The organism is Bartonella sp. AA81SXKL, from assembly GCF_042196945.1.
Classification (GTDB): Bacteria; Pseudomonadota; Alphaproteobacteria; order Rhizobiales; family Rhizobiaceae; genus Bartonella.
This window is the reverse complement of record NZ_JBHIRH010000016.1, coordinates 1-13,044: the sequence shown is the minus strand read 5'-3', so window position 1 is coordinate 13,044 and position 13,044 is coordinate 1. Positions and strand designations below refer to the sequence as shown.

The 13,044-nt window shown below is 36.4% G+C and carries 11 protein-coding genes and 2 tRNA genes; 11 read left to right on the top strand and 2 right to left on the bottom strand.

All coding sequences use genetic code 11. The features are described from left to right. Positions 1-359: 359 nt before the first annotated feature. The 7 genes from ACFINZ_RS07550 (at position 360) to mazG (ending at position 8,499) form a co-directional block, all read left to right on the top strand. Positions 360-2,678: an NADP-dependent malic enzyme gene (locus ACFINZ_RS07550; RefSeq protein ID WP_375618513.1), complete on the top strand. Its 2,319-nt coding sequence runs from the start codon at positions 360-362 to the stop codon at positions 2,676-2,678. A 189-nt stretch (positions 2,679-2,867) separates the two neighbouring features. Beyond that, entirely contained in the window at positions 2,868-3,152 is a 285-nt protein-coding gene (locus ACFINZ_RS07545) for an acyl carrier protein (protein WP_005773457.1), read from the top strand. A gap of 10 nt (positions 3,153-3,162) precedes the next feature. Then, the gene (locus tag ACFINZ_RS07540; protein WP_375634480.1) at positions 3,163-4,338 is read left to right on the top strand and encodes a beta-ketoacyl-ACP synthase; all 1,176 of its coding nucleotides are present in this window, start codon (positions 3,163-3,165) and stop codon (positions 4,336-4,338) included. Positions 4,339-4,353: 15 nt separating this feature from the next. Next, complete coding sequence (locus tag ACFINZ_RS07535) at positions 4,354-5,628, top strand: beta-ketoacyl-ACP synthase (protein ID WP_375633157.1); 1,275 nt, start codon at positions 4,354-4,356, stop codon at positions 5,626-5,628. Positions 5,629-5,685: 57 nt separating this feature from the next. Then, complete coding sequence (locus ACFINZ_RS07530) at positions 5,686-6,714, top strand: zinc-binding dehydrogenase (RefSeq protein ID WP_375636976.1); 1,029 nt, start codon at positions 5,686-5,688, stop codon at positions 6,712-6,714. A 6-nt stretch (positions 6,715-6,720) separates the two neighbouring features. Continuing rightward, the gene (locus ACFINZ_RS07525; protein WP_375636986.1) at positions 6,721-7,650 is read left to right on the top strand and encodes a lipid A biosynthesis lauroyl acyltransferase; all 930 of its coding nucleotides are present in this window, start codon (positions 6,721-6,723) and stop codon (positions 7,648-7,650) included. Positions 7,651-7,683: 33 nt separating this feature from the next. Next, positions 7,684-8,499: a nucleoside triphosphate pyrophosphohydrolase gene (mazG, locus tag ACFINZ_RS07520; RefSeq protein ID WP_375684142.1), complete on the top strand. Its 816-nt coding sequence runs from the start codon at positions 7,684-7,686 to the stop codon at positions 8,497-8,499. 70 nt (positions 8,500-8,569) lie between these two features. On the opposite strand, the gene ACFINZ_RS07515 is transcribed toward mazG, so the two are convergent. Then, on the bottom strand, positions 8,570-8,935 hold the full coding sequence (locus ACFINZ_RS07515) for an iron-sulfur cluster assembly accessory protein (RefSeq protein WP_375636975.1): 366 nt from the start codon (positions 8,933-8,935) through the stop codon (positions 8,570-8,572). A gap of 606 nt (positions 8,936-9,541) precedes the next feature. Between ACFINZ_RS07515 and ACFINZ_RS07510 the strand changes: the two genes are divergently transcribed. After that, positions 9,542-9,618 (top strand) — tRNA-Pro (locus ACFINZ_RS07510). Positions 9,619-9,870: 252 nt separating this feature from the next. Here ACFINZ_RS07510 and ACFINZ_RS07505 read toward each other — a convergent pair. Further along, positions 9,871-10,338 carry an Hsp20 family protein gene (locus tag ACFINZ_RS07505; protein WP_273791398.1) on the bottom strand — a complete coding sequence of 156 codons (468 nt, stop codon included), beginning with the start codon at positions 10,336-10,338 and terminating at the stop codon, positions 9,871-9,873. A gap of 260 nt (positions 10,339-10,598) precedes the next feature. Here ACFINZ_RS07505 and ACFINZ_RS07500 point away from each other — a divergent pair, with 260 nt between their 5' ends. The 3 genes from ACFINZ_RS07500 to ACFINZ_RS07490 all read left to right on the top strand — a co-directional run bounded on the left by ACFINZ_RS07500 (position 10,599) and on the right by ACFINZ_RS07490 (position 12,893). Further along, on the top strand, positions 10,599-11,516 hold the full coding sequence (locus ACFINZ_RS07500; protein ID WP_375633161.1) for a serine aminopeptidase domain-containing protein: 918 nt from the start codon (positions 10,599-10,601) through the stop codon (positions 11,514-11,516). An 842-nt stretch (positions 11,517-12,358) separates the two neighbouring features. Beyond that, positions 12,359-12,721: a cell cycle two-component system response regulator CpdR gene (gene cpdR, locus ACFINZ_RS07495; protein ID WP_005773448.1), complete on the top strand. Its 363-nt coding sequence runs from the start codon at positions 12,359-12,361 to the stop codon at positions 12,719-12,721. Positions 12,722-12,818: 97 nt separating this feature from the next. After that, positions 12,819-12,893, top strand: a tRNA-Val gene (locus ACFINZ_RS07490). Positions 12,894-13,044 lie beyond the last annotated feature (151 nt).

Genomic DNA, 13,044 nt, shown 5'->3' with positions numbered 1-13,044 from the left:
AATTTAAATAAAGAAGATGAAGTTAATAGAAAGCACTCTTCTTTTCTTTCCTTAAGTTGTAAGCATTGCAAAAAAAATAATGGCTTGGTAATGTAATTATTAGTAATATTTTATTCGTTTGTAGACTAATCAATTTTTACGGGTTTTATTAAGGAAAGAAAAAACTAATCGTGCTGCTATCAATGAAATTATTCATGCACACAAACAAAAAGAATTATCAAACTGGTTTTACGATCCAGAAGAGTTTTCTCATACTCATACATTTTGATATTCAGAGAAATGAGGATTTATTAGTGGACAAAACCTTATCGTAGATGGAACATCTCATATACACATACGCTAACTTGGATATCATAAAAATGTCTAGAGAACAAAATAGTGATTTCAGTTCACCAAAAGCTGAACTTGACAGTGCCGCACTTTTTTATCACCAACACCCAAAACCTGGAAAATTGGAAATACAAGCAACAAAACCTCTTGATAATCAACGTGATTTAGCTCTTGCTTATTCTCCAGGCGTTGCAGCACCATGTCTTGCGATTCATGAAGATCCCAATCTTGCTGCTCAATATACCTCCCGTGCTAATTTAGTCGCTGTTATATCCAATGGAACTGCTGTTCTTGGTTTAGGGAACATTGGTCCACTCGCTTCCAAGCCAGTTATGGAAGGCAAGGCCGTTTTATTTAAAAAATTTGCGAATATTGATGTTTTTGATATTGAAATTGATGCATCCGATATAGAACAAATGGTACAAACAATATCGACCTTAGAACCTACATTTGGTGGTATTAATCTTGAAGACATTAAGGCTCCTGAATGTTTTGACATCGAAGAAAAACTTCGTGCTAAAATGAAAATTCCAGTTTTTCATGATGACCAACATGGAACTGCCATTATCGTTTCTGCGGCTGTATTAAATGCCTTAAATCTTTCAGGAAAAAAAATTGAAAATGCAAAAATAGTTACCTCAGGTGCAGGTGCTGCTGCCCTCGCTTGCCTTAATCTTTTGGTTCGTCTTGGGGCAAAAGTTGAAAATATTTGGCTTAGTGACTTAGAGGGAGTTGTTTATGAAGGTCGCAAGACCCTTATGGATCGTTGGAAAATCAATTACGCACAAAAAACGGACGCACGAACTTTATCTGATATTATTGATGATGCGGATATTTTTCTAGGCCTATCTGCGGGTGGTGTTTTAAAGCCTGAATATCTTAAAAGAATGGCTCAAAATCCACTCATTTTAGCACTGGCTAATCCAGTACCAGAAATTATGCCTGAAGAAGCACGCTCTATACGACCAGATGCAATGATCTGCACAGGACGCTCTGATTATCCCAATCAAGTTAATAATGTCCTTTGTTTTCCCTATATCTTCCGTGGTGCATTAGACGTAGGTGCTAGTGCAATTAATGAAGAAATGAAAATGGCCGCTGTTCATGCGATTGCTGCCCTTGCACGTGAAGAAACTTCAGATGTTGTAGCACGTGCATACTCGAAAGAACCACCCAATTTTGGACCAGACTATCTGATCCCCTCTCCTTTTGATCCGCGTTTAATACTGCGTATTGCTCCCGCTGTTGCTAAAGCAGCAATGACAACTGGTGTCGCCATTCGTCCCATTGAAGATATGGAGGCCTACTATGATATCCTCAATCGATTTGTCTTTCTTTCTGGTTTAACAATGAAACCTGTTTTTGCTGCAGCAAAAACAGCAAAACGTAAACGCGTCATCTATGCCAATGGTGAAGATGAACGCGTCCTTCGTGCAGCACAAGTTGTCATTGAAGAACAAACAGCAACGCCCCTCCTTATCGGCCGTCCACATGTCGTAGAAGCAAGATTAAAACGCTTTGGTTTAAGAATTCGTCCTGGTATAGATTTTGAATTAACAAACCCTGAAGATGATCCACGTTTTCGTGATTATGTTAATTTATTTTTTCATTATACAGGGAGGCGTGGTGTTACGCCTGAAATGGCAAAAACAGTAGTGAGAACATCAACAACGGCTATTGCTGCCCTTGCCGTTATGCGTGAAGAAGCAGATGCAATGATTTGCGGCTTAGAAGGACGCTTTGAACGTCAACTTGAATTGATTGAACAAATTATCGGTCTTGATCCTCATGTTCACCGTTTTTCTGCTATGAGTTTGCTTATCTCTCAACAACGTACTCTTTTCCTCACAGATACTTACGTCAATGAAAATCCTTCTGCAGAAGAAATCGCTGAAATGACTGTGTTGGCAGCTCAAGAAGTTGAAGCATTTGGAATAACACCAAAAGCAGCCTTATTATCACACTCAAACTTTGGTTCTAAAAACACAGAAAGTGCGCGTAAAATGCGACGTGCAACAGAAATTCTTGCCAAATTACACCCTGATTTAGAAGCAGATGGTGAAATGCATGCTGATGCTGCCCTTTCCAAAGTTTTTCGTGATCGTGTTTTTCCTAATTCTCGTCTTAAAAGTGAAGCTAATTTGCTTGTCTTTCCAACACTTGATTCAGCCAATATCACGCTCAACACTGTTAAAAGCCTCACAAATGCACTCCATGTTGGTCCTATTCTAATCGGGGCAGCACGTCCCGCCCATATCTTAACGCCTTCAGTAACTTCCCGGGGAGTTGTTAATATAACAGCCCTTGCTGTCCTTGCTGCCAATAGAAAAAATAGTCTTGTAAAATAAATGCGCAATAAAATTTCAAAGTTTTTTAAATATTGAGATATAGTATTTCATGTACTGTAAACCTCTTTTCTCTATAGATAAAGACAGCTATATTCTGGATTAAGTCTTTTTTTTAAAGAGAAAAAAGGCTAGAAGAACAATATTAAATGTATTTTGAATTTACTAACTCTATAATAAGGAATCCGTACATTGCCTTCCACGTTTGATAAAGTTGCTGATATCATTGCAGAAATCAGTGAAATTGATCGCAATACAATTACACCTGAGAGTCATACAATTGACGATTTAGGAATCGACAGTCTTGATTTTCTTGATATTGTTTTCGCTATTGATAAAGCTTTCGGAATAAAAGTCCCTCTAGAACAATGGACACAAGAAGTCAACGAAGGTACCGTTGCAACAGAAGAATACTTTGTTCTTAAAAACCTTTGTGCAAAAATTGATGATCTCGTTGCCTTAAAACAGGCGGAGTAGTTTTTTCGCCATGCTTGATCAATCTGTATTCATTACTGGTATAGGTCTCATAAGCTCTCTGGGGGCAGGAACTGATCAACATTGGAATCTCTTAAATGATCCAATCCGTACACCAAACCTAGATTATACAACTTTTTCACCTTACACGGTTCATAAATTGCCCGAAATTGATTGGAGTTTACAAATTCCTAAAAAAAGTGATCAACGGCAAATGGGAACATGGCAGCGTCTTGGTACCTATGCGGCTGGTCTTGCTCTTGATGATGCCGGCATAAAAAATAATGAACAACTCACTTCAACAATGGATATGATCGTAGCGGCAAGTGGGGGAGAACGTGATATTACTGTTGATACACAGATTCTTTCTAAAGCGCGCGCAGTTGCCGATCATGCTTCTATGTTAAATGTTGCTCTTTCAACTGAACTTCGTCCAACATTATTTTTGGCACAACTTTCAAACCTTTTGGCAGGAAACATTTCAATTGTTCATAAAGTCACTGGATCATCTCGTACATTTATGGGAGAAGAAGGCAGTGGTCTTTCTGCACTTCAAATTGCTGTAGCTCGTATTAAATCAGGTCAAAGTACCCATGCTCTTGTAGGAAGTTCCTATAATGCACAAAGTTATGATATGTTGTTGGCGCATGAGCTTGGTGGTCTTTTAACCCATAATGGATGGAGCCCAGTGTGGGATCGTGGAATCTATCCAGGCGGCGGTGTCATAGCAGGTTCTGGTGGGATCTTCCTAGTTATTGAAAGTGGAGAACATGCCAAAAAACGCAACGCACGTGCTTATGCTGAAATTAGCCAAATTATTACAGACCAAACAGATAGAACCAAAATTCCACTTAGAGATTCAATTGCAACAATGTTAAAAACTGCGGGCGCTAAATCTGCCTTAGCCATTTCAGCAGCCTCAGGAGCTCACGAAGCAACAAAAGCAGAACAAAATGCTCTTGATAATGCTGATCTATTTTACCGTGGCATTACAACATTATTTGGTTATATGCGGGAAGCACAATTTCCTCTAGCTCTAGCTCTTGCAGCACTTTCAATTGAAAAAAAACGCGGTTTTCCAGTGTTAAGTCCTCATGAAAAACCTTTTTCTAAAGAAGTACGTGAAATATTTGTTACAACGATTGGTATAAAAAGAGCTGAAGGTATTGTGCGTCTTACTGCTGTTTGAAGGGGAATTTCTATAGTGAAATATCATGATCATTTTGGGCGTCCACTTGTAGCAATAACTGGTGCAGGCATTGTCACATCACTGGGACAAGGGAAACATGAAAATTGGCAAAAATTAACTAGCGGTGTAAGTGGTATCCACAAAATAACACGTTTTCCCGTTGAGGGATTAAATACATATATTGCTGGAACAATTGATTTTCTTAAAGAAAGTACACTTGGTGCTTCAGCTCTCTCTGAGAAGCTTGCACATCTTTCTGCTGAAGAAGCTTTAGAACAAGCTACTATTGATAAAAAAAATTTTAATGGACCACTCTTTCTAGCTGCTCCTCCTGTTGAACTTGAATGGAAAGCACGTTTTAGTCTTGATCAAGAGGAAGAATTCAATAATGAGCCTTCTTATGCACATCTTCTTAAAGTCTGTAAAGATAAACTCCATGAGACGCTTTTTGAATCCACACAATTTGGTGCAATTGCAGAAAAACTTCAAAAAACATTTGGCACAAAAGGACTTCCTGTTACACTTTCCACTGCCTGTGCATCTGGTGCAACAGCAATTCAATTAGGTGTTGAGTCTATTAGACGGAGAGAGACAAATAGAGCTCTCATAATTGCGACAGATGGATCAGTTTCAGCAGAATCTCTTATTCGTTTTTCGCTACTATCTGCTCTTTCAACTCAGAATGAGCCTCCAGAAAAAGCAGCAAAACCCTTTAGCCGTGATCGAGATGGTTTTGTTATGGCAGAAGGCTCAGGCGCTCTTGTTCTTGAATCTCTTCAAAGCGCATTAAACCGTAATGCTACAGTTTTAGGAATTTTAGCTGGCTGTGGAGAAACCGCCGATGACTTTCACCGTACACGTTCAAAACCCGATGCATCACCAGCAATTGAATCCGTTCGCAAAGCTTTAGACGATGCAAAAATAACCATCAATGAAATTGACTATATTAATGCCCACGGAACTTCAACACCTGAAAATGAGAAAATGGAATATCTTGCATTATCAACAGTATTCGGTGATCTTTTAGAGCATATTCCTGTCTCTTCTAATAAATCAATGATTGGGCATACATTAACTGCAGCTGGTGCAATAGAAGCGGTTTTTTCGCTTTTAACCATTCAATCGGGAATACTTCCACCGACAATAAATTATGATAATCCTGACCCTACTATCCCTTTAGATGTTGTTCCTCATCATAGCCGTAAGTCCTGTGTCAATGCGGTTTTGTCAAACTCATTTGGATTTGGTGGTCAAAATATGAGTCTTGTTATCACTGCATATAAAGGATAATCCTTTAATAATAAAATTTTATAACGCTAACCAATAATATATTTAAGGGGGATGATAATGCGTGCACTGCAACTCTTCGATGATCGTCGGCTTGAAATCAGCAATATTTCCCCGCCATTTTCACCTAGTATAGGTGAAGTAACTGTGCGGATAAAAGCCGTTGCTCTTAATCATATTGATGTATGGGGATGGCGTGGCATGGCTTTTGCGAAAAGAAAAATGCCACTCATCATTGGTGCAGAAGCCTCTGGTGAGGTTATACAAATAGGAGATGGCGTTGAACATCTCCAACTTGGACAGATTGTCTCAATTTATGGTGCACAAACCTGCGGAGTATGCCAAGCTTGTCATGAAGGGCGGGATAATCTTTGCAGTAATGTAAAGGGAGTCTATGGTTTTCACCTTGATGGATTTGCGTGTGAGCTTGTCAATTTGCCAGCACGTTTATTAGTTCCATCACCTCCCCAATGTGATGAATTGCAAGCAGCAGTTGCTCCAATTACTTTTGGTACCGTAGAACATATGCTTTTCGATAACGCAAAACTACAAGCAGGAGAAACAATCCTGGTACAGGCTGGTGGCTCAGGTATTGGTTCTGCAGCCATTCAACTTGCAAAACACATGGGCTGTACAGTTATCACAACTGTAGGTTCAGATGAAAAAATTGCAAAAGCGCACTCTCTTGGGGCAGATCATGTGATTAATTATCGTAAAGATCGTTTTGAAGGTGTAGTGCGTAAATTAACCCAAAAAAAAGGTGTTGACGTTGTTTTTGAGCATGTTGGTGTCGATACATGGAACGGTTCTCTGTTATGTATGAAAAAAGGAGCACGCTTAGTGACTTGCGGTTCTACCTCTGGTGTTTCAGCACCAATAAATCTCATGCAATTATTCCAGCAACAGCTTAAGATATTCGGTTCATTTGGCTGCCGTATGGAAAATATGAAAAATGCCATGCAAAAAATGGCACAAAAAGCCGTACACCCTGTCATTGATACAATTGTTGGGCTGGATGAAATTGATACAGCTTTAAAACGAATGGAGAGTCGTGATGTTTTTGGTAAAATTATCCTTAAAATCGATTAAATCATGATGAAGCTTTCTCTTAAAAATCTCATATATCATATTAAAATTATAGCTAAAAAAATATCCTACTTGTTATGGGCATATCTACTCTTTGGTTCTTTATTTATTCTAAAATGTTTTCCAGCCAAAATGGGAATTTCTTTTTTTGCTTGGTTAGCAAAAAAAATTGGTCCCCTTGTACATCGTCATCAAATCACACTTGCAAACCTTAGGAGTGCATATCCAGAAAAAACAGAGCAAGAACTCCGTGCGATTGCAATAGAAATGTGGGAAAATATAGGACGTTTCCTAGCTGAATATATTTTTCTTGATAAAATTTTTGATTTTGATCCTCATGCAGACGAGCCAGGTTTCATTGAGGTTAAAGGCATTGAAATATTTGAGCGATTAAAAAATGAAAAAAAACCACATATTTTTTTCACCGCACATACTGGCAATTTTGAACTTCTGCCTATTTGTGCACAAAGTTTTGATCTTAATGTTACGGTATTATTTAGACCACCCAATAATCCCTATGTTGCCAAACGAATCCTTAAAGCACGACAAACTTCTATGGGACATCTTGTTCCCTCCAAGGCCGGTGCAGCATGGGCATTAGCAGCCAAATTAGAAGAAGGTGAAAATGTTGGTATGCTCGTTGATCAAAAATTTCGCCGCGGTATCATGGGAACATTTTTTAACAGACCTCTTAAAACAAACCCCTTAATTATAAAACTTGCTCGACAATATGACTGTGATATTTATCCAGCACGTTGTATTCGTTTGCCTAGTGGACGTCATCGTTTAGAGTTATATGAACATGTAGAACTTCCACGTGATGAAAAAAATGATATCGATATAGCTGCTTCTACGCAAAAATTAAATGATATTGTTGAATCTTGGGTCCGTGAATATCCTGGACAATGGATGTGGTTACATAGACGTTGGGACATCTAACATAAACTCTATTGCTTACAAAGGAAGTGCAAAATGTTAGCCTCAAAAGATATCAGAGATCTCACTACAATTATCACTGCATTACGAAACTCTGATAATGGTTGTATCTGGCATAAAAAACAAACTTTTGAATCTCTCATACCCTATATGCTCGAAGAAGTTTACGAAGTCATCGATGCCATTGAACGAAAAAATCGAAAGGATCTCTGTGAAGAACTTGGGGATCTTCTTTTACAAGTTGTCTATCATGCTACCATAGCACAAGAAGAAGGCAGCTTTACTTTTGAAGATGTTGTTTATGCAATCACGGAAAAAATGATTCGACGCCATCCTCATGTTTTTGGAAATGCCGTGCAAAAAAAACGAGGATTTATAAAAGAGGAGTGGGAATATATAAAAAAAAGAGAACAGGTTGAACAAAAAAGAATGTGCGAAGAAAAAAACAACAATTCCTCCACAAGCATACTCGCAACAGTAAAACAAATCCAGCCAGCAAACCAAGAGGCACTTGCTTTACAAGAAGCAGCAGCTAAAGTAGGTTTTGATTGGCAAAAAAGTGATAAAGTTTTTGAAAAAATAGAAGAAGAACTGGAAGAGCTCAAAGAAGCCATCAAAAGTAAACAAAACTCAGAAATAGAAGCAGAGTTTGGAGATCTCTACTTTATACTTCTTAATCTCGCGCGCCACTTAGCGATTGATTCACAAAAAGCATTAAAAAAAACGAATATAAAATTTCGAAATCGTTTCGCCTATATTGAAGAAAAGCTATCCACTCAATCTAAAACACTCACTGACGCATCCTTGAATGAAATGGAAGCACTTTGGAAACAAGCTAAAAATGAACGATAAAAAATAGTAGATTTCTTCTACCTAAAAGAACAAGCCCCTCTAAAATTACTAAATTATAATTTAGCTCAGCTCAATTTGTTTTATATTGATCCTGCGTAGCAGGACGAAGTTCCACCGATTCGCCACACCCGCATGCTGAAACTTGATTAGGATTTTTAAAAACAAAACCAGACCGCAACATTGTCACTTCATAATCCATCTGCGTCCCTAATAAAAATAATACCGCATCATGTGCTACAAAAACACGGGCACCATTCACTTCAACAACATCCGCATCTATCCCCTTTTCTTTGACAAGAGTAATTGTATACTCCATCCCTGCACAACCACCTTTTTTGATACCAACAAGAATACCCTGTGCATCTTTTGCATCCATAATCGCTTTAACACGATCCACTGCTGCTTGCGTCAAATTTATTACCGAAAAACGGCTCATAGTTTACTCTTTTCTTAGTTCAATAGACACTTTGAAAGTTTTTCCTCTATAATATTTTATCTGATCTTTTAGAAAAAAACGAAACATAAATTAAAGCATTCTGACCTTGTTTATTTGGATAAAAATACATACCCGTAAAACGAGATTTGTAATTATACAATCCAGAACTTACAATTTTTTATCCACATAAAATGCAAAATACCTCATCTATAAAACTCTAAAAAACGAAACTTTTCAAAACCATACATTCACTCCTTCTTCTTTTGAAAATCCTTATCTTTTTAGAAAAGTAACGATTAGGTAAGAAAACAATATACCTTCCGCACTCATTTGCTCCAATTCATACCCCTAAAATCACCAATCTTACCCCCCTCCTCACAATCTCAAAAGTAATTAAATGCATACATCTATTAACTATAAAGCTAAAAATTTAATGATCACAAAGAATTTTACAAATTCGTTATTTATCTTGAATTAACAACAAAATATTGATGTCCAAAATTTTTACTTTCAAAAGCTCTAAGTGCAAAAGCATTTTAGATTTTATTCTGTTTATTTTTTCTCTTGCCTTTAAAGAAACAGTCATTTAATCGTTTTACACGAATTCGGAGCGTAGCGCAGCTTGGTAGCGCACTTGACTGGGGGTCAAGGGGTCGTGGGTTCAAATCCCGCCGCTCCGACCATTTTTAAAATGCTATAAAACAAGCTTACTTAAAAAGTGAATTATTATGCATTTCAATTGCACACACATGAACTTTTTCTTCAACGTAGAATAATGTGCAATGATATTTTATCATAAATTCGAGATAAGCTGTTTTATTAAAATGCGCTTCGTTCTTAGGAAAACACATACGAAACGCGAGACCTTTTGCCTCGCGTTTTTTATTCTTCAGAAAAATTTATAATTATTCGATCTCATATTTTCTAAATTTTCTTTACACGATAATGTCGCTGTTATCATTTTTTGTAATGGATGGTGACATCTGTACGGTTATCTTTTTGGGTTTTAATTCAGCTGGCATTTCCCTTTTAAGCTGAATATGAAGAAGCCCATCTCCAAGTTCTGCCCCAATAACCTTAACATGATCAGCCAAATGAAAACGCCGTTCAAAAGCACGCGAAGCAATACCTCGATAAAGGAATTCTCGCTCTTCATCATCATTTTTAGACTTTCTGTCTCCCTTAACGATCAGCTGGTTACAATGCGTTTCAATATCAATTTCATCTTGAGAAAAACCAGCAACAGCCATAGAAATTCTATAAGAATCTTCAGTTAAACGCTCGATATTATAAGGGGGATAAGAAGAAACTTCGTCTGGTTGTGTTCTAGAATCAAACCAGTTAAAAAGATGATCAAAACCTACTGTGGAACGATAAAATGGTGAAAAATCTACTTGACGCATAATATTGCCCTCCTCTAGAGCGACTATAATTTATAATTAATTCACAAAGTTCCCACATGGCAAACTTACTTGTGAACCTGCGGCCCCATCATGGCAACCGCACTATATTATCTAGTAATCGTTTTTCTTTATTTCAACTCTTTGGGACCTAAATTGATAAAAACTATCTAAAAAGCAATATACCCCTTTTTTAATCCTCTTTCTTCATTACATAAATATCAAAGCACTAAACGGCAAATACACTGTAAAAAGGATTTCAATTGGAAACACCTCTTTATCCCATAGACTGGGGTTCCACTTCTCTTAATATCCATCATGATACTCTTAAAATAGCAATAGATCACGAAATTCGTTTTGCTATAACATATCCTGAGGTGAAAAAATCTAAGGGAACAATTGTTATTCTCAAAAGCTACGCAAATACTTTAGAAAAATATTTTTTATTAATAAATGAAATTTCTAAACGCGGTTTTCATACAGCAATATTTGACTGCTTTGATCAAAAAAAAATATCCTTCAAGATAAGAAAACAAAGACGATATCATTGTTTTGATATAAATAATGATATTAATGACTTATATAAATTTCTTAAAAATATTGTTTATCCTAATTGTCCGCCGCCTTACTCTATGCTCACCTATGGCATAGGTGGATTGATAGCACTTAGCGGATTAGATCTCATTAATCATCAGTTTAATAGATTGCTCTGTGTTTCTCCTCTTTTTGCTCCATTCGGCAATAAAACGAATAGTTTTCAACATAAATTAACACAATTTCTTTCTGATATAGGTCTTGGCTTTATATCAGTGAACGATGGGAAAAAATTAAACAAGACAAAACAAAAAAATATACAATTGGGACACATACATAAAGTGCCGCTCCCTTCCATTAAGCCCCCAACATCCCAATGGATGGCTTCAGTATTTAATGCGATTGATTCTATGAAGAGAAATGTACTTCATGGAAATTTACGAATCCCAACACTCTTTATTCTTGCCAATCAAAACAATATTGCAAACAACATTGAAGTGCGGCAATTATGCCAACACACACGTCTAACAGAAAGTATTACTATTACAGGCGCTGAACTGGATACAATTATGGTTAACGAAGATTATAAAAAACAATTTTGGGCTGCATTTGATGCCTTTATTCCCGATAATGTATCTGTAAAATAACACTAAACCTTAATTTCCGCTCCACCCCATCAAAAAAGAAAATTTCTACGAGCATTGGATCTACAAACACTTTATAAATATAATAGATTTTTCTTTCCAACCACTCATATGATTCGTTTTCTAGCCTTTACAGGCAAGCCATGACCTAAATATTCACCACGCATTCTAATAAAAAACTAATATACAAAGTATATCATTACATTAAATAATATTATTTTACATCATAAAAAATAACTTAATAAAAAAACTATTTATATAAATAAAAATAATAAATATATCTTAATATAACATGATACATATTTACAAATAAAGCATCAAAATAATATTTTTGATCTTTTATTAAGTGATAATTTAATATTATATCTAGGAAAACAATAGTTTTCATCTATTTAAGAAAAAAATGGAAATAAAGCGCATTTATAATATTTATTACAAATCTCTATAAAAACAAATAACTATAAAATTTCTATTTCTTAGGAGAACTTTTTAAAAACAATAAATTAACATAATATTCTTCTAATTTCTCGATATATGAAAACCCTACAATAACGGTTTTCATAAGTTTTTTAATGGAATTCTGATAATAATCAGTAACTTTAAAAGAAAAGATAGTAATGAATCATCTTAGTAGTTTTAGAGAACCCCTTCTTTTTTCAAAATCACATATATTTCGAATTTAACCAACTCACAACGAATATGCTGTATTTTGAATCAGAATGTAAGAATTAACCATTTTGCCATTCATTTCAATTATGAGCATTTTACCATCTTTTTTATAAATACTCTATATTGTATAATTGATGCGGCAAAACTCTGACAAATGGAGCCATTGGAATATAATCATGAAACGAATCCTGCTCGCAGAAGATGATAACGATATGCGTCGCTTTCTCGTAAAAGCCCTAGAACGTGCAGGCTACGAAGTCGCCGATTTCGATAATGGTATTAGCGCATATGAACGTTTACAAGAAGAGCCATTTTCCCTTCTCCTGACTGATATTGTGATGCCAGAGATGGACGGAATCGAACTTGCACGACGTGCGACTGAGATTGACCCCGATTTACGAGTAATGTTCATTACGGGTTTTGCAGCGGTAGCACTCAATTCAAATAGTGATGCCCCTCCTGATGCAAAGGTTCTCTCTAAGCCATTTCACTTACGTGAACTCGTCAATGAAGTTGAAAAGATCCTTATCGCTGCTTAAAAAGTATTTTTTAAAGTTATTTGCATCTGTTGAAAGAGAAAATAAAATTAGGCATTGACGTTTGGCATTCTATATGGTGTATGCAACATCAATGAATGGGCGTGTAGCTCAGCGGGAGAGCACTACGTTGACATCGTAGGGGTCACAGGTTCAATCCCTGTCACGCCCACCATTGCATTTTATATCAACAATAATTTATTGATTTTACATATGTTTTTTTAAGTGAGGGATACCTTAATAAAGTTAAGGGAATAGGATTTTTAACATTTCTCTATAAAGCACGCTTCGCACAATGTTTCTAATGTTTCTTTGAAGTCTGCTAA